This is a genomic window from Vibrio sp. AND4 (assembly GCF_000171815.1).
Lineage (GTDB): Bacteria > Pseudomonadota > Gammaproteobacteria > Enterobacterales > Vibrionaceae > Vibrio.
The window spans coordinates 44,940-63,192 of sequence record NZ_ABGR01000011.1 but is presented as its reverse complement, the minus strand read 5'-3'; the positions used below and the strand labels follow the sequence as shown (position 1 = coordinate 63,192).

At 45.6% G+C, this 18,253-nt stretch carries 16 protein-coding genes; 11 read left to right on the top strand and 5 right to left on the bottom strand.

Features of this window, described 5'->3' with window-relative positions:
- Nucleotides 1-262 precede the first annotated feature (262 nt).
- The 3 genes from calR to AND4_RS12455 form a co-directional block, all read right to left on the bottom strand.
- Nucleotides 263-1,222, bottom strand: a complete 960-nt coding sequence (gene calR, locus AND4_RS12465; RefSeq protein WP_009843333.1) for a LysR family transcriptional regulator CalR — start codon at nt 1,220-1,222, stop codon at nt 263-265.
- 529 nt (nt 1,223-1,751) lie between these two features.
- A complete protein-coding gene (locus tag AND4_RS12460; protein WP_009843332.1) occupies nt 1,752-2,798 on the bottom strand; it encodes an MJ1255/VC2487 family glycosyltransferase in 1,047 nt (348 codons plus the stop codon).
- 35 nt (nt 2,799-2,833) lie between these two features.
- Nucleotides 2,834-3,379, bottom strand: coding sequence for a phosphatase PAP2 family protein (locus AND4_RS12455; protein ID WP_009843331.1), 546 nt, complete (start codon nt 3,377-3,379; stop codon nt 2,834-2,836).
- A gap of 489 nt (nt 3,380-3,868) precedes the next feature.
- Here AND4_RS12455 and leuA point away from each other — a divergent pair, with 489 nt between their 5' ends.
- From leuA to AND4_RS12430, 5 genes are all read left to right on the top strand, one after another.
- Complete coding sequence (gene leuA, locus AND4_RS12450) at nt 3,869-5,416, top strand: 2-isopropylmalate synthase (protein ID WP_009843330.1); 1,548 nt, start codon at nt 3,869-3,871, stop codon at nt 5,414-5,416.
- A 90-nt stretch (nt 5,417-5,506) separates the two neighbouring features.
- Nucleotides 5,507-6,598, top strand: coding sequence for a 3-isopropylmalate dehydrogenase (leuB, locus tag AND4_RS12445; RefSeq protein WP_009843329.1), 1,092 nt, complete (start codon nt 5,507-5,509; stop codon nt 6,596-6,598).
- A gap of 72 nt (nt 6,599-6,670) precedes the next feature.
- Nucleotides 6,671-8,089 carry a 3-isopropylmalate dehydratase large subunit gene (gene leuC / locus AND4_RS12440; protein WP_009843328.1) on the top strand — a complete coding sequence of 473 codons (1,419 nt, stop codon included), beginning with the start codon at nt 6,671-6,673 and terminating at the stop codon, nt 8,087-8,089.
- A gap of 11 nt (nt 8,090-8,100) precedes the next feature.
- Nucleotides 8,101-8,703, top strand: coding sequence for a 3-isopropylmalate dehydratase small subunit (gene leuD / locus AND4_RS12435; RefSeq protein ID WP_009843327.1), 603 nt, complete (start codon nt 8,101-8,103; stop codon nt 8,701-8,703).
- 182 nt (nt 8,704-8,885) lie between these two features.
- Nucleotides 8,886-9,668 carry a DUF547 domain-containing protein gene (locus tag AND4_RS12430; protein WP_009843326.1) on the top strand — a complete coding sequence of 261 codons (783 nt, stop codon included), beginning with the start codon at nt 8,886-8,888 and terminating at the stop codon, nt 9,666-9,668.
- Nucleotides 9,669-9,818: 150 nt separating this feature from the next.
- Here the strand turns inward: AND4_RS12430 and djlA are convergent, their stop codons facing one another.
- Nucleotides 9,819-10,673, bottom strand: coding sequence for a co-chaperone DjlA (djlA, locus tag AND4_RS12425; RefSeq protein WP_009843325.1), 855 nt, complete (start codon nt 10,671-10,673; stop codon nt 9,819-9,821).
- A 266-nt stretch (nt 10,674-10,939) separates the two neighbouring features.
- Here djlA and lptD point away from each other — a divergent pair, with 266 nt between their 5' ends.
- From lptD to apaH, 6 genes are all read left to right on the top strand, one after another.
- A complete protein-coding gene (gene lptD, locus AND4_RS12420; RefSeq protein ID WP_009843324.1) occupies nt 10,940-13,285 on the top strand; it encodes an LPS assembly protein LptD in 2,346 nt (781 codons plus the stop codon).
- Between the two features lie 60 nt (nt 13,286-13,345).
- Nucleotides 13,346-14,629, top strand: a complete 1,284-nt coding sequence (gene surA / locus AND4_RS12415) for a peptidylprolyl isomerase SurA (RefSeq protein ID WP_009843323.1) — start codon at nt 13,346-13,348, stop codon at nt 14,627-14,629.
- Nucleotides 14,619-15,617 (top strand): 4-hydroxythreonine-4-phosphate dehydrogenase PdxA, encoded by a 999-nt coding sequence (pdxA, locus tag AND4_RS12410; RefSeq protein WP_009843322.1) that lies wholly within the window; start codon nt 14,619-14,621, stop codon nt 15,615-15,617. Before surA ends, pdxA begins: the two co-directional genes overlap by 11 nt.
- Nucleotides 15,614-16,426, top strand: coding sequence for a 16S rRNA (adenine(1518)-N(6)/adenine(1519)-N(6))-dimethyltransferase RsmA (rsmA, locus tag AND4_RS12405; protein WP_009843321.1), 813 nt, complete (start codon nt 15,614-15,616; stop codon nt 16,424-16,426). Before pdxA ends, rsmA begins: the two co-directional genes overlap by 4 nt.
- Before the next feature lie 73 nt (nt 16,427-16,499).
- A complete protein-coding gene (gene apaG, locus AND4_RS12400; protein WP_009843320.1) occupies nt 16,500-16,880 on the top strand; it encodes a Co2+/Mg2+ efflux protein ApaG in 381 nt (126 codons plus the stop codon).
- Between the two features lie 12 nt (nt 16,881-16,892).
- Nucleotides 16,893-17,699, top strand: coding sequence for a bis(5'-nucleosyl)-tetraphosphatase (symmetrical) ApaH (gene apaH / locus AND4_RS12395; RefSeq protein ID WP_009843319.1), 807 nt, complete (start codon nt 16,893-16,895; stop codon nt 17,697-17,699).
- 72 nt (nt 17,700-17,771) lie between these two features.
- Here the strand turns inward: apaH and folA are convergent, their stop codons facing one another.
- On the bottom strand, nt 17,772-18,251 hold the full coding sequence (folA, locus tag AND4_RS12390; RefSeq protein ID WP_009843318.1) for a type 3 dihydrofolate reductase: 480 nt from the start codon (nt 18,249-18,251) through the stop codon (nt 17,772-17,774).
- Nucleotides 18,252-18,253 lie beyond the last annotated feature (2 nt).

Here is an 18,253-nt window from a genome sequence, read left to right as displayed (position 1 = left end):
TTGAGCGTACAAGTGTAACCTCAACGCTTAAAAACGCAACTGACCATTATCAAACTTAGTATTATTAAGAGACAACCATCGCTAAATAGAGCATAGCTCATATTTAACTGGCGGAAATTCAACCAACTTAAGTCACTATTTAAACAGTCATTTGGCGGATATAAAAAGACCCCGAAAGACGGACATCTCTCAGGGCCAAGGAATTGTAAAAATTGATGATTACAAGTCCAGTCTGACCAGTTAGTCAGGCTAAAAAATCGGCTTATTTAAGCGCTACCACTTCACCACAAGTGACCATTAGCAGATCACGCAACCAGATGTGACCTTTGTCTTTTTCACTTGATTCGTGCCAGCTCAGATAACCGCTGATTTCTTTGTTTTCAAATGGTAAGTCTAGAATTTGCAGTTGGTCACTGTTTATTGCATTTTCTGCCATCCAACGTGGAGCGATAGTCACAAGTTCCGACTGGCTGACAACGTAAAGTAAGTTACTTAGACTTGAACCTTCATACGCTGCTCGGCAATCGAGTTCACGGTAAGCTTGCTCAGAGAAGCTACGCTGGCCGTGTACGCGTGATAGTTTCGCATGTTTTTCGTTAATCAGTTGCTCAGAAGATACGCCACCTTGAATACGAGGATGCGTCTTAGAAGCAATCACAACGAGCTCATCTTTAAAGATTTCAGTGCTTGAGAAGCCTTGATCATCAAAACGAGCGTAGTCGATTACGAAGTCGATTTCTTGGTAGCGCATACGCTCAGACAGAAGACGATCGAATTCCGCATCTAGGTGAAGCTGTACGCTTGGAGCCTGCTCGTTGATGTTTGCCATAATACGAGGAGCGAAACGCATGTCACATGGGCTACAAATCGCTAGCTTGAATAGGCGAGTTGAAGATTCAGGCTGGAAAACTGAACTTGGTAATTCGTTACGAATAAGTTGCAATGCTTGGCGGATTGGACCAAACAGTTGACGAGCACGTTGAGTTGGTTGGATACCACGACCCTGACGCATAAATAGCTCATCATTAAACATCACTTTTAAGCGAGCGACCGCGTTACTTACCGCTGGTTGTGACATACCTAGGTTGTGTGCTGCACGAGTAATGTTTTGCTCTTGCATTACAGCATCAAATACGGTCAATAGATTTAAATCTACACCACGCAATGTGCTTTCCATACGGTAGCTAGCAATTGCGCTCATCGCGTCTTTTTTATCTAACATGGGGGCGCCTCTTGTGTAATCGTCAATTTGGTTCAATGAATTCTTAACGAATAGAATCCCATCGCACACAGACGACCGTGGCTGGATTCAAATCATTTGTAAGGAATAGAAAACCGAACTTGTTTTATATTTATTGTCCGGATAATTCCGGCTTAAACCGTACTATCAACTAATTGATTATGGTTAATCAACTAGATTGATATTTAATCATTAAATTTTAGCCAATTAGTTATTTATACAATATTTATCATAATGTTAAGGAAAACATAAAAAAGTATAAAACAACTAAATTAGAGGTTTACAACAACCCATTTAGCAAACTAATGATAATTAGCAGGAATCATACAACTCATTTACTGAGAATATCATTAATAATTAAACTTAAAAGGCAATATCAATAACTTGGTTCAAAAAACATACGAAACGGTGAAGAAATCGATAAAATTACGCGAATAGGGATAGTAATGAGGATATAAAAATGCAGCTATTAAGCGAGTGGATGACCGCAGATATTTGATGCAGAGAGCGGCTAAAGTGTGGATACATAACTGGGAAAATCAACTTGGTCCCAAAGCTGCTGTGAGAGTTTTTCAGTTCTATCCCAAGCCCCTTCCATCACCCAACTGGCAATCGCTTTTGCCACATTAGGGTACTTCACACTTTCCGCGTGTTGCTCCTTAAGCCACTGGCGGACTATGGAGTTATCTAAATTATCCATTGATGTCGCCAACCCAAGGTCCTCCAATGTTGCGACATTACTTTGCTGTTCGAATTGTCCAGCTAAGGGTTTGAGCAAAAGTTTCTTACCTAACGACAGTGCCTCTGACGGCAGCTCAAAGCCACCATTAGCAATCACACCACTGCAACGCTGTAAGTGATAGTGAAAGTTGGCGTGACACAAAGGCCTCAACTCAATATTTTCAATGCGTTCGCACTCAATCACGTTCGGGTGATAACAAACAAAATTCTGCTGATTGAAGTGAAACAGTAAGTCGCTGATGTCTTCTATCGATTCAAACGGTAAGTATACCAAGACAAAATCTTCACTTTCCTCTGTAGAATCGAGCGTATGCACAATGGGTGGAAGAATAGGCTGGTCAAAGTGATACCAATGTAGCCCTAGGTGATACATAGAAGGAGCAAAGTATCTAATCACCGACTTATCAAACCAACTTGCTCCTTTTTGTGGTATCGGATGACGAAATGCGTTCTGATGACTAATGCCAATACAAGGTTTGTTTTGCTTACGTGCCGCCCAAGCCGAAACTGGTTCAAAATCATTGATAATTAAATCATAACAAGAGAGGTCAAGCTGCTTCACTTCTTTGAAAAACTGAATCAGATTATTACTCAGAGCGGTTTTGGTGTAGTTCACCGCACCATTTTCCGTAACAAAAGTAAATCCACGTCTGGTCTGATAATCACCAAATACTTCCATCGAGAAATACTTACTTGGCTCTCGACCAGAAAAGAGAAAATCGACCTGCACTTCATGTGCTTTGAATGCCTCATTCATCGCCCGCGCTCGAGCAATATGACCATTTCCTGTTCCTTGAACGCCATAAAGGATTTTCATCAATTAACTTCCTATCATAGCTAACGCACTCATAATTAAGCGGTCAACGTTAAAGCGATAGAGCCACAAAAGCTGCCCAGTAGAGCACCTATGATGACATCTGTAAAAAAATGCACGCCAAGCAGGAGCCGTGAAGTACCGATTAACCCAGCCCAAACGAAGGAAAAGGCCCCCAGTTCAGGATAAAAATGGTTGATGAGCGTCGCCATCATGAAGCCAGCTGCCGTATGACCAGAAGGTAAACTGTAGCGATCAGAGGGAGTAATAAAGGCGGGAAGCAGTGAACTAAGCTCTTTTGGGCGACGACGTTTAAAACCGTTTTTTAACGTCCAGTAGATGGGCAACTCAATTGCAAACGCAACCAGGCCAGTAAGTAAGAACCACAACCCTTGCTGTTCATCCAGAAACCAAGCCAGCAAACCCAACACCAAATAAAGATGCCCGTCCCCACTGTGTGATACACCTTTACTTATCTTAGCGACTTGCTGGTTAAAACGATGCTGTAAACACACACTAGATAAGGCAAAATCAAATTTAGCAATACTGGCCATCGGATGAATTATTGCCTCTAAAGCTCGCATGTAACTGTCCTTTCCTTTGACAACGACTTTAATATGAAAACTAGGCGTTGAAAGTGACAGCTAGATGACGGTAAGTTGGACAATTAATGACATGCACTCATCGAGGCAAACCCGGTTGTTATTACACACTCAGAGCGCATCTTATTCTTAAATGATCCATTCAACAGGCATATCATTCCCTAACTACTCATTAGTATACTCATCCGATATGAATAAAAAATCGACTTTAGGGTTGACGCGCTTCGTTGAGTGCGGTACTAATTTGTTAACTTAATTTTGTGGAATGCTTAACAACTATGTCAGCACATTTTTCTATCCTGCTTAGCCTCCTCCTGATCGTGACCAATTCGCGCGGGTAGGCTGTGGAAGAAAAATAACCACACCAATTTCAAAGAAGCCCGCATGAAAATGCGGGTTTTTTTATATCTAAATACCGGAAGTAAACGATTAAATAGCACGAAACGTGCAGAAATCATGAAGGAAGCAAACATGAACAATCAAGTCATTATATTCGACACCACATTGCGTGATGGCGAACAAGCGTTGTCAGCAAGCTTGACGGTTAAAGAAAAACTGCAAATTGCCTATGCGCTGGAAAGGCTAGGTGTTGATGTTATTGAGGCTGGTTTTCCTGTTTCCTCTCCAGGTGATTTCGAATCTGTACAAACCATCGCCAAACACATCAAAAACAGTCGAATTTGTGCCCTTTCGCGTGCCGTGGCGAAAGATATTGATGCTGCTGCTGAAGCGCTGAAAGTGGCAGATGCATTTCGAATCCATACTTTTATTTCAACGTCGACCGTTCACGTTCAAGACAAACTGCGCCGTAGCTACGACGATGTAGTAGAAATGGGCGTAAAAGCCGTCAAACATGCGCGGAACTACACTGATGACGTCGAGTTTTCTTGTGAAGATGCGGGACGAACTCCTATCGACAACTTATGTCGTATGGTTGAAGCCGCTATCAATGCAGGTGCAACTACCATCAACATTCCAGATACCGTTGGTTACACAGTACCAAGCGAGTTTGGTGGCATCATTGAGACCCTATTTAACCGCGTACCAAACATCGACAAAGCGATCATTTCTGTTCACTGCCACGATGATTTAGGTATGTCTGTTGCGAACTCTATTGCTGCCGTTCAAGCGGGGGCTCGTCAGGTAGAAGGCACCATTAACGGTATAGGTGAACGCGCGGGTAACTGTTCTCTTGAAGAAATCGCAATGATCCTAAAAACCCGTCAAGAATTCATGGGGGTGCATACCGGTCTAAAACACGACGAAATCCATCGCACCAGTAAGTTGGTCAGCCAACTGTGTAACATGCCAATCCAGAGCAATAAAGCCATCGTGGGTGCTAACGCATTTAGCCACTCTTCAGGGATCCACCAAGATGGCATGCTAAAGAACAAAAACACTTACGAGATCATGACGCCTGAGTCGATTGGCCTTAAGAACCAAGCATTAAACCTAACCAGCCGCAGTGGACGCGCTGCCGTGAAAAGCCACATGGACACCATGGGCTACAAAGAAGAGGAGTACAATCTAGATGCATTGTACGAGGACTTCCTAAAGCTTGCCGACCGCAAAGGTCAAGTATTTGATTATGACCTTGAAGCACTGATGCATTTCTCGAACTTGCGTGAAGAAGACGACTTTTACAAGTTGAACTACCTAAGCGTGCAATCTGGCAGTGTGATGGCGACCACCAGCGTTAAGATGCAATGCGGTGATAAAGAGATGTGTGAAGCGGCCGTCGGTAATGGTCCGGTTGATGCGTTATACCAATGTATCTACCGAGTAACTGGTTACGACATCGTGCTAGATAAGTTTGACCTAACCGCAAAAGGCGAAGGTGAAGACGGTCTTGGCCAAGCTGACATCATCGCTAACTACAAAGGCCGTAAGTACCATGGTACTGGCGTTTCTACCGATATTGTTGAAGCATCAGGTCAAGCACTACTGCACGTCATCAACAGCATTCACCGGGCGGATACGATTGCAGAGATGAAGCAAAATAAAATAGCGGCGGTTTAATGAGTAACAAATAGAGCTTGAACCTCACAACTCAGGCTCCACCAAATTCGTTGAGACAAAACAAAAAAATCGAACATTTAAAGGATTAACATGACAGACAAAGCATACAAAATTGCCATTTTACCCGGCGACGGCATCGGCCCAGAAGTAATGGCGCAAGCACATAAAGTATTGAACGCAATTGAGAAGAAACACGGCATTACGTTTGAGCGTGACGAACACGACGTAGGTGGTATTGCGATCGATAACCACGGTTGTCCTCTTCCAGAGAGCACGGTGAAAGCGTGTGAAGAGTCTGATGCCGTTTTATTCGGTTCGGTTGGCGGCCCTAAGTGGGAACACTTACCACCAAACGATCAACCTGAGCGCGGTGCTCTACTGCCACTACGCAAGCACTTCCAACTGTTCTGTAATCTACGCCCAGCGCAAATCCACTCAGGTCTAGAGGCTTTCTCACCACTGCGTGCGGACATCTCTGGCCGTGGTTTTGACATCGTAGTGGTGCGTGAGCTAACGGGCGGTATCTACTTCGGTCAACCTAAAGGCCGTGAAGGCGAAGGCCCAACAGAGAAAGCCTTCGATACAGAGATTTACCACCGCTATGAAATCGAACGTATCGCGAAGATCGCTTTTGAGTCTGCACGTTTACGTCGTAAAAAAGTCTGCTCAATCGACAAAGCGAACGTTCTACAAAGCTCAATTCTATGGCGTGAAGTGGTCGAAGAGATCGCAAAAGACTACCCAGACGTTGAGTTGTCACACATGTACATTGATAACGCAACGATGCAGCTTATCAAAGACCCTGCACAGTTCGACGTAATGCTGTGTTCGAACATCTTCGGCGACATCATTTCTGATGAGTGCGCGATGATCACAGGCTCTATGGGGATGTTGCCTTCAGCGAGTCTAAACGAGAGCAAGTTCGGTCTGTACGAACCTGCTGGCGGCAGTGCCCCAGATATCGCAGGCAAAAATATCGCTAATCCTGTAGCGCAAATCCTATCAGCGGCACTGATGCTGCGTTACAGCTTAGGTGAAGAAGCGGCGGCACAAGACATAGAAACGGCCGTATCAAAAGCGCTATCAGCGGGTGAACTAACAGGCGACCTTGCCAGTGACAACCCTGCACTTTCGACGTCTGAAATGGGCGATAAAATCGCTGAGTACATCTTAAACTCTTAATACAAGAGACTTAATAATAATTATTTGCTCCTGATGAGCCGTTATCGGGAGCCATACACGAGATAGCAAACAATGGGCAAAACATTATACGAAAAAGTCTACGACGCACACGTTGCCGTCGCAGCCGATGGGGAAAACCCAATCTTGTACATCGACCGTCATTTGGTACACGAAGTGACGTCTCCTCAGGCATTTGACGGCCTGCGTGAAAAAGGTCGAAAAGTGCGTCAGGTTAGCAAAACTTTTGCCACCATGGACCACAACGTTTCGACCACAACCAAAGACATCAACGCATCCGGTGAGATGGCACGCATCCAGATGGAAACGCTATCAAAAAACTGTGAAGAATTTGGCGTCACGCTTTACGACATCAACCACAAATACCAAGGCATTGTCCACGTCATGGGCCCAGAGCTTGGTATTACCCTACCGGGCATGACGATTGTTTGTGGTGACTCACACACGGCGACACACGGTGCATTCGGCTCTCTCGCTTTTGGTATAGGAACCTCTGAAGTTGAACACGTATTAGCCACACAAACGCTTAAACAAGCGCGTGCAAAAACGATGAAGATCGAAGTAAAAGGCAAAGTAGCGCCAGGCATCACAGCTAAAGACATCGTGCTAGCAATCATCGGTGAAACGACAGCGGCTGGCGGTACGGGGTACGTGGTTGAATTCTGCGGAGAGGCCATCACAGACCTTTCAATGGAAGGCCGCATGACGGTATGTAACATGGCGATTGAGCTCGGCGCCAAAGCCGGTTTGATTGCGCCAGATGAAACCACATTCGAATACATTAAAGGCCGTAAATTCTCACCTCAAGGTGCGGACTTTGATGCCGCAGTAGAGTACTGGAAGACATTAAAAACTGACGATGACGCCCAGTTTGATGCGGTCGTGACACTAAACGCAGCGGATATCAGACCACAAGTCACTTGGGGTACTAACCCAGGCCAAGTGATCGCGGTAGATCAACCGATCCCAGCACCGGAAAGTTTTGCCGACCCAGTAGAAAAAGCATCGGCAGAAAAAGCCTTGGCTTACATGGGTCTAGAAGCGGGCAAGTCATTGTCTGATTACAACGTCGATAAAGTCTTCGTTGGCTCTTGCACTAACTCACGTATCGAAGACATGCGTGCAGCCGCTGAAGTAGCGAAAGGTCGCAGAGTCGCGTCTCACGTTCAAGCTCTCATCGTTCCTGGCTCTGAGCAAGTAAAAGCGCAAGCAGAAGCCGAAGGCCTAGACATTATCTTTAAACAAGCTGGCTTTGAGTGGCGTTTACCGGGCTGCTCAATGTGTCTAGCAATGAACAACGACCGCTTGGGTCCACATGAACGTTGCGCGTCTACTTCAAACCGTAACTTTGAAGGCCGCCAAGGTCGTGATGGCCGCACCCACCTAGTGAGCCCTGCGATGGCAGCAGCAGCAGCAATCGCAGGTCACTTTGTCGATATTCGTCAACTCGCTTCTTTTGATAAACAGAACTAGGGGAAAAACAGATGTCAGGTTTTAAACAGCACACAGGCTTAGTGGTTCCTCTCGATGCAGCGAACGTGGATACTGATGCCATCATTCCAAAGCAGTTCCTACAAAAGGTCTCTCGTCTAGGTTTTGGTAAGCACTTGTTTCATGACTGGCGCTTTCTAGATGACGCTGGCGAACAGCCAAACCCAGAGTTCGTGATGAACGCTCCACGCTACCGAGGCGCTTCTATCCTACTCGCGCGTGAAAACTTTGGTTGTGGTTCTTCTCGTGAGCACGCTCCATGGGCACTCGCGGATTACGGCATCAAAGCAATGATCGCACCTAGCTTTGCCGATATTTTCTACGGCAACTCGATCAACAACCAAATGATCCCTGTCCGTTTGACTGAGCAAGAAGTGGATGAAATCTTCAAGTTTGTTGAAGCGAATGAGGGGGCTGAAGTCGAAGTGGACCTAGAAGCGAATCTGGTCCGTGCCAATGGCAAAGAGTACAGCTTTGAAATTGATAGCTTCCGCCGACACTGCTTACTAAACGGGCTAGATAACATCGGTCTGACCCTTCAACACGAAGACAAGATTGCCGAGTACGAAGCGAATATCCCGAACTTCTTAAGCTAATTCAAAGCGCAATTGAAACAAATATACCCAAGTAACCTCGAGATGTTAGGTTCAGCGAGACTGACTTGGGTCTACAAGGTTGGCATAGGCCAACCTTTTTTCTTTATATTCCTATATCAGGAAAGAAATCCCGTCGTAGACGGGTCTACACTAGCAACAAGGTTTAACCCAAAGGTCTCTCTATGAAGCGTCTATTCTTGCTATTTTGTGCTCTGGTTTCTTTCTCGACATTTTCCGCACCTAAATCGGATTTATGGCCGTATTGGAAGCAGTCGAATCAAGCTAACCAAGCCCAAATTTCCCATCAAGAGTGGCAACAGTTGCTTGATGCTTACGTCGTTGAGCAAGGAGAGAATACCTTGTTTCGCTATAGCCAAGTCACAGTTTCTGACAAAGAAAAGCTGAAACAATATATCCAGCGATTAGCCAAACTTAACCCTTTGCAATACAACCGAGCAGAGCAGTACGCGTATTGGGTGAACCTCTATAACGCCATCACGGTTGATCTCATTCTGGATAACTACCCTGTCGAATCGATAACCAAACTGGGTGGTTTATTTAGTTTTGGGCCTTGGGCCGATGATGTGGTGGTGATTAACGATAAGGCACTGACACTAAACGACATTGAACATCGAATTTTGCGCCCGATTTGGAATGATCCCAGAACACATTACGCGGTGAACTGTGCAAGTTTAGGGTGCCCTAACCTTCAACCTCAAGCATTTACCGCTGAAAACACCCCAAGGCTACTCGATTCCGCAGCAAAAATATTTATCAACAGCAACAAAGGCGTGCTCATTAGCGGGAATACAGCTCAACTTTCTTCCATTTATGATTGGTTTGCAGCAGACTTTGGCGGAAAAAAACAAGTATTCAACCACATCGCGAAATACGCGCCACACTACAAAGACTTCTCTGGTAACGTGAAATACAAATACGATTGGAACTTAAATCAAGCCAACTAATGTAGATTCTGACAAGTTAATCAGCTTTTGAGCGTCTCCTGCCCCCTAAAAAGGGAAAATCAAAAGACTCCAATAAATCAAGGCAGGGCATAAGATCGAAAAAGGGCACCGAGTGCCCTTTTAGTGTAACGATTATTAGAAAATATCTGGCTACTTAAACCCTTTGACACTCTTTATCAGATCGTAAGCACTTTGAATTTCCTGTGACTTTTCTTTCGCCACGTTCATCATCTCTGGCGGTAGACCTTTTGCCATCAATTTATCTGGATGATGCTCATTCATCAGTTTACGGTAAGCACGTTTTACTGTTTTACCGTCCGCATCTGAAGACACATCCAGAATTTTATAGGCATCCGCAAGTTGATCCGCTTGTGATGCTTGTTGCCAGCCAGCAGATTGGTATTGTCCCTGCTGCTGGCCCTGAAAACCACCTTGGCTTTGGAAACGGAACGCTGCCTCTTGCATGTGCAGGCGACGCTCTAACTGCTCAGAGGAGAACCCCAAGCCTCGAGCAATTTTATGCAAGACATTACGTTCACTCGGATGAATCGAACCATCAGCAAAGGCAGCTGAGATTTGCAGCTCTAGGAAGAATTGCAACAGGTCAAAACGCCCTGCCGAAGAGATCTTCACACGAACCAATACATCTTCTAGAGGAAAGTCACTCTCTTTACCTTCACGGAAGGCTCCTTGTGCAGCGCGGCGTTGCTCTCCATGAAGGTTCATACGTTCCATCATAGTCGAAGCCAGTTGGATCTCTTCTTTGGTGACTTGACCTTTGGCTTTTGCGACGTGTCCCATCACGGCGAATGCTGCCTTAAAAAATTCTTCTTGGCGCTGAGCTTGGCTAGGTCCTTTGCCGAAACCACCTGCCGAAAATCCAGCTTGGCTTAGGCGGCGTGCTTTATCGAATTGGTGACCGACAAATAGGCCAAACAACAAACCGAATGGACCACCGAGTAATAAACCAAAAAAAGCCCCCAAAATTTTGCCAAAAATATGCATTATGTGTTCTCTATCAATGAATTTTTATCGACGACAGCGGACTTATAGTGCCGGACGCAACGATTTCCTTTATGATAATGGAATTCGTTTTTTTAGGTCAGGCTATTTCGCTTGGCTATCTTTGCAGCTATTTTATATCGGCATTATGCCACAGCGAACCCAGTTCTGGCATAATTGCAAACAATAGTTGATTCATTTGGCTATCAAGCAAGGGTGTAAACACCCTATAGCCATCGAGTAGCAGTGACAAAGGAAAGTTCAATTCAATGCCACATTTCTCCCGCACATGTTTAGCAGCCTCTATCAGCACCGCCTTGTTTGTACCGACCACTCAAGCTGAAGCGAATATCAATGATAGTGTGCAGGAAATGCCCGCCACAGATCAATGTTCGGTCGAAACAAGTGGTGAAGAGGACGCGCTTAACTCACCAGTTGTCGTACAAGCAGACAGTCTACAGGCCATCAACGGTGATAAAGCTCAGTACTCTGGTAATGTTGAAGTAACGCAAGGCCCGAAGAAGATCACCGCAGATAACGTAACGCTGCACCAGCAAGAGAATGTGGTTGTAGCCGAAGGTAATGTAAACTTTAATGATGGTAAAGTGAAAGCACGCTCTGATCGTGTAACCAACAACATCAATGAGGATACTTTCTCTCTAGAAAACACCAATTACCAATTCCTTTGCCAACAAGGTCGAGGCACAGCGGCATACATCGCACGTACTGGTCAATCTGTCTATGAACTGGAAGATGGTACGATAACCTCTTGCCCTCAGGGTGACAATGCTTGGCGCTTGGTTGCATCTGGTATCGACGTCGACCAAAACGAAGAGACAGCAACCCTGCACCACCCTCGTTTCGAAATATTGGATGTCCCCGTTTTCTATATACCGTACATAACCATGCCTATTGGCAATACGCGTAAAACCGGCCTCCTATTTCCATCTTTGTCTTATGGTTCTAGTGATGGTCTGGAAGTCGAACTTCCCTTTTACTGGAATATTGCTCCGCAGTACGACATGACTATTACGCCTATGTATATGGAAAAGCGTGGTAATAAGCTCGATACTGATTTCCGCTACCTAACCGAAGGTTGGGGTGGGGGTGAAATCAAAGGCGAGTACATGGGCAGTGACAAAAAGTACTCTGATAAAACACGTTGGGGTTACCAATTTAAGCACGACGGTATTATCAACAAACAATGGGTGGTTAGTCTTGATTACTCCAAAGTAAGTGATGTCGACTACTTCCGAGATCTAGACTCGGACATTGGTAATCGGGAAGACGGTCAATTGCTCCAAGCAGGGGAAGTCAAATACCGTTCAGATTTCTGGGATGCATCACTACGAGTTCGTGATTTCCAAATCCTCCTTGAGGATGAAAACCAACCGTATCGTATCCTCCCTCAACTTGAGCTGAACTACTACACGCCACTGTGGGGCGACTACGTAAACTTCGATGTTAACAGCGAAGTTAGCCGCTTCGAAAGTGACGATACTGACAAACCAGACGCCACTCGCGTGCACGTAGAGCCGGGTATTACGATACCGCTATCCAACTCATGGGCGACTTGGACCACAGAGGCGCGCCTCTTGTCGACGTACTACTCACAAGAACTAGCAGGGCTTACTGACCCAGTTCAACGTAATGCACTCGACGAAAGCGTATCACGTGTGATGCCAGAATTTCGCTCCCATGCACGTATATACCTAGAGCGAGATACGAGCTGGATTGAAGGCTACACCCAAACGCTAGAGCCGCAATTGCAATACTTGTATGTGCCAGATGAAGATCAAAGCAACATCTACAACTATGACACCACGTTGTTGCAAACCGACTACTACGGCCTTTTCCGCAGCCGTAAATACAGTGGTATAGACAAGATCGCCTCGGCAAATCAGTTAAGCTATGGTGCAAGTACGCGTTTCTTCGATGAGGATTACAAAGAGCGTCTGAACGTCTCATTTGGCCAGATCTACTACTTCGATAAGAAAACCAAGATCAACAATAACCCAAACATGCCCGATGAAACGTCAAACTACTCTTCATGGGCAGTTGAAGCCGATTTTAACTACAACGATTATCTGCTCTACCATGGTGGACTTCAGTACGATATCGACTTGAGCTCGATGCAGTTAGCTAACAGTACACTAGAATACCAATTCAAAGATGGTTTTATTCAAGGTAACTACCGCTATGTAACACAAGAGTACATTGAAGATACCATCGCTGTTAAAAACCTAGATATGCTCACTCGCAAAGGCATTTCACAAGCAGGTATTGTAGCGGCATACGAGTTTAATCCTAGCTGGTCTGCTAGTGGTCAGTACTACTACGACCTGAATGAAAATATTGATATGGAGTGGCTAGCCAGCTTACGTTATCAATCAGATTGTTGGTACTTGGGTTTAACCTACTCAAACCAACTATTAGGTTGGGATGACAAAGTGATCGGTAGCGATGGTTCATCACCGGAATACGAAAACAACATCAGCGTTAACTTCGGTATTCAGGGTTTTGCAACCAACCAACGAGCAGAGACCGCTGCGGAAGAGCTTGATGGCTCAGATAACGCGATCAAATATGGTCGTCCATTCTATTTGAACAATTAATCAAATTAACCGTCTTACCTATAACAAGACGCTCAATCACAATTACCGACGGAATTTTTAATGAAAATTTGGAAATCACTCATAGTCACCACCCTACTTTCTTGTGGTGTAACAGCAGCACCAGCAGAGCTTGATAAGGTTGCCGTCATCGTAAACGATGGGGTGATTCTACAGAGCGACATCGATACTGCGATGAAAACGCTCCAAGCCAACGCTCGCCAAAGTGGTAAGAGCCTTCCTTCAGCAGGTGTACTGAAAGAGCAAGTGGTGGAAAAACTGATTATCGATACGCTGCAAGGTCAGGAAGCAAAGCGCATCGGTGTGCGTATTGATGACAATCGCCTTAACCAAGCAATTGCAGAAATTGCTCGCAACAATAACCAAAGCGTGGAACAGCTGGCCGCCTCGGTGCAAATGGAAGGTCTAAACTACTCAGAATTTCGCGAACAGATCCGTAAAGAAATTGCTGCATCTGAAGCACGGAACGCACTGGTTCGCCGTCGAATCAACATTCTTCCAGCTGAGGTAGATAGCCTTACAGACCAATTGGCACAAGAAACCAACGCAACCGTTCAATACAAAATTGGCCACATTCAACTTCGTTTCTCTGATGACAAAGACAAGTCAGAAGTCGAAGCTGAGGCTAATGCATTGGTTAAGAAACTCAAAGCTGGCGCAGATTTTTCTGAAATGGCGTACACCTACTCAAAAGGCCCGAAAGCACTGCAAGGTGGTGATTGGGGTTGGATGCGTAAAGAGGAAATGCCAACCATTTTTGCAGACCAGATCAAGATGCAAAACAAAGGTAACATCATTGGCCCATTCCGCAGCGGCATCGGTTTCCATATCCTAAAAATTGAGGATGTGAAAGGCCTAGAGACAGTCGCCGTTACCGAAGTAAACGCTCGCCATATTCTGATTAAGCCAACCGTTATTTTAAGTGACGACGGAGCGAAGAAAGAACTGAACGAGTTCATTCGTCGCATCAAAGCCGGTGAAGCAAGCTTCGGCCAATTGGCAACACAATACAGCCAAGACCCAGGTTCAGCAGCACAAAACGGTGAACTCGGCTTCCAAACACCGGACCTGTACGTGCCTGAGTTTAAACACCAAGTAGAAACGCTACCTGTAGGCTCAATCAGTGAGCCGTTCAAAACCGTACACGGTTGGCACATTGTTGAAGTCTTAGACCGTCGCCAAGTAGACCGCACAGACTCAGCAATAAAGAATAAAGCTTACCGCATTTTATTTAACCGTAAGTTTAACGAAGAAGCTGGAGCATGGATGCAAGAGCTACGTGCAAGCGCATTTGTTGAAATCGTGGATAACAATAATGGCAACTGATTCGATTCGTAGGATCGTCGTGACCGCAGGAGAACCTGCGGGCATCGGCCCCGACTTGGTGCTGGCTCTGTCTAAGGAAAACTGGCCACATCAAATTGTCGTGTGTGCAGATAAAAATGTACTCGTGGAAAGAGCCCAGCAACTTGGCATTGATGTTCAACTGTTTGATTACAATCCAGAACAACAACCAAAACCGCAACAAGCTGGCACGTTAATCGTCGATCACATCGAAATCGCAGAGAGTACGGTGGCAGGTCAACTTAATGAAGCCAACGGCCACTACGTTGTAAAAACGTTAGAAAGAGCCGCTTTGGGCTGTATGAATGATGAATTTGATGCTATTGTCACCGGCCCTGTACACAAGGGGGTAATTAATCGCTCAGGTGTTGCATTCAGTGGCCACACCGAATTCTTTGCCGATAAGTCCAATACGCCATTGGTCGTGATGATGCTTGCCACTGAAGGTCTACGAGTTGCACTAGTGACAACGCATATTCCTTTGGCTTACGTATCAAAAGCCGTAACGAAAGAGCGATTAGAAAGAATCATCGATATTCTTCATAAAGATCTGGTAGAAAAATTTGCCATCTCGCAGCCAAACATCTATGTTTGCGGATTAAATCCACACGCGGGAGAAGATGGCTGTTTGGGTCGCGAAGAGATCGAAACCATCACTCCAACATTGGAAAAGATTCGACAAGAAAAAGGAATCAAGCTGATCGGCCCATTGCCGGCAGACACCATTTTCAATGAAAAGTATTTAAACGATGCTGATGCTGTTTTAGGTATGTACCACGATCAAGTGTTGCCTGTATTAAAATACAAGGGCTTTGGTCGTTCAGTAAACATTACGCTTGGTCTACCATTTATTAGAACCTCGGTGGATCATGGTACTGCATTAGAACTGGCAGGGACAGGTCAAGCGGATACAGGGAGCTTCCGAACAGCGCTCACGCATGCGATAGAATTGGTAGAGAAGAAACAATGAGAAATGATGTCCATCTAGGACACAAAGCGCGTAAACGTTTTGGTCAAAACTTCCTGAACGATCCATACATCATTGATGGTATCGTATCAGCAATCAACCCGCTACCAGGCCAGAACCTCGTTGAGATCGGCCCTGGCCTTGGCGCAATTACTGAACCTGTCGGCCGCGAAGTCGATAAGTTCACCGTTATCGAGTTAGACCGAGATCTAGCAGAGCGTCTACGCAACCACCCTGAACTGGCCGACAAGCTAACCATTCATGAAGGCGATGCAATGCGCTTTGACTTCTCTCAGTTAGTGAAGCCAAACAACAAGCTACGTATCTTCGGCAACTTACCATACAACATCTCTACACCATTGATGTTCCACCTGTTTGAATTCCATAAAGACATTCAAGATATGCACTTTATGCTTCAAAAAGAGGTGGTCAACCGTTTAGCGGCGGGCCCAGGTAGCAAAGCATACGGCCGTTTAACGGTAATGGCTCAGTACTTCTGTAAAGTTGTTCCTGTTCTAGAAGTACCACCAACAGCCTTTGTACCACCACCAAAAGTAGATTCAGCCGTTGTGCGCTTAATGCCTTACGACGTCCTTCCACATCCAGCAAAAGATCTGCGTTTGTTGGAGCGCGTATGTCGTGAGGGCTTTAACCAACGTCGTAAGACCGTCCGAAACTGCTACAAATCGCTACTGAGCACAGAAGTATTAGAAGAGTTAGGCGTAAACCCAAGCATGCGTCCAGAGAACCTGACGCTACAACAGTTTGTTGCCATGGCAAACTGGCTTGCCGATAACCCGAAGCACCAATAACTCAAACGATGAGCCAAACCCTTCGCGGTTTGGCTTATTATTATTGAGAGAATTCGTTTTTCAAGGAGTGCACATGGACGTCATTCAACCCTGCATCAAAATTCAAGTTCATACCAAATATATTGAAGAACAGTCCAACCCTGAACTGCAACGCTATGTTTTTGCTTACGTCATTACGATAAAAAACCTCAGTCAACAAACCGTGCAATTGATCAGCCGTCGCTGGTTGATTACCGACTCCAATGGCAAACAGATGACCGTAGAGGGCGAAGGTGTCGTCGGTCGGCAGCCTTTCATTCCTGGTAGTGATGAATACACCTACAGTAGCGGTACCGCCATTGAGACCCCAGTTGGAGTCATGCAAGGACACTACACTTTGCTGGATGCAAAGGGCAACGAATTCATCACTGAAATCGACCCGTTCCGTTTGGCGATACCAAACGTCTTAAATTAATCAGGAGAGTCAGTGGCTACCTACATCGTTGGTGATATTCAAGGCTGTTTTGATGAGCTGCAGCAGCTACTCGACCAAGTCAATTTTTCGCTTCCACATGACCAACTTTGGTTGGCTGGGGATCTTGTTGCGAGAGGACCAAAGTCACTAGAAACACTGCGCTTTGTGAAATCCCTCGGTGACAGTGCTTGCGTCGTTTTGGGTAATCATGACTTACACCTGATGGCGGTCTCTCAAGGGTTCAAGAAAATCAAAGAGAAGGATCAAACCTCTCCTATCTTCTCAGCACCAGACAGAGAAGAACTAATGACCTGGCTCGCCCAACAGCCGCTATTAGCAGAACACAATGACTTTGTCATGTGCCATGCAGGCATCTCTCCGTTATGGGATCTCGATACCGCCAGAGCCTGCGCACGCGAAGTAGAAGCGATAATTCAAAGTGACCAATTGCCTTGGCTGCTAGAAAACATGTACAGCAACCAACCTGATCTCTGGGATGAATCTCTATCGGGGCTCACTCGCTACCGCTATACCATCAACGCACTTACCCGTATGCGCTTTTGCTTCCCTGATGGTCGCTTAGATATGGATTGTAAGTTGCCACCGCAACAGGTCTGCGAAGAAGAGTTAGTGCCTTGGTTTAAACTGCCGCAACGTATCCCCTTAGAAAAAGCGGTGTTGTTTGGCCACTGGGCGGCACTGCAAGGTCATATAGATGAAAGCATCATTGGTCTTGATACTGGCTGCGTTTGGGGAGGCTCGCTCACCATGATTCGTTGGGAAGACAAGCAAGTTTTCACTCAACAAGCACTCAGCTAACGGCTCTGATGTTCGGGCTAGAAAACCAAAAGCACCGCAAATGCGGTGCTTTTCTTGTTCGACTCAATTTGATTACTTTTCCAAAATCGTAAAACGCATGTTATAAGCATTTTTCTCATCTGCTGGGTACACTTCTGAATATGTTTCTTTGAACTCACCTCCCCAGTCTGGGAACTGAGTATCGCCCTCAATTTTGGCTTCAATATGAGTGATATACAATTTATTGACCCGAGGTAAACAAGCAGTATAAATCGCCCCACCACCAATTATCATCACTTCTTCTACCTGACCCGCCACTTCAAGCGCTTGTTCAATCGACATAACAGTCGTTACTCCCTCGATTGAAAGTGATTGATCACGGCTGATAACAATATTCAACCGACCGGGTAAAGGACGTCCAATCGATTCATAAGTTTTGCGTCCCATCACGACTGGCTTACCCATGGTGCAACGCTTAAACCATGCAAAATCGGCCGGAAGATGCCAAGGCATTTGGTTGTCTTTACCGATGATTCGGTTGTCTGCCATCGCGGCAATCATACTGATGATCATAT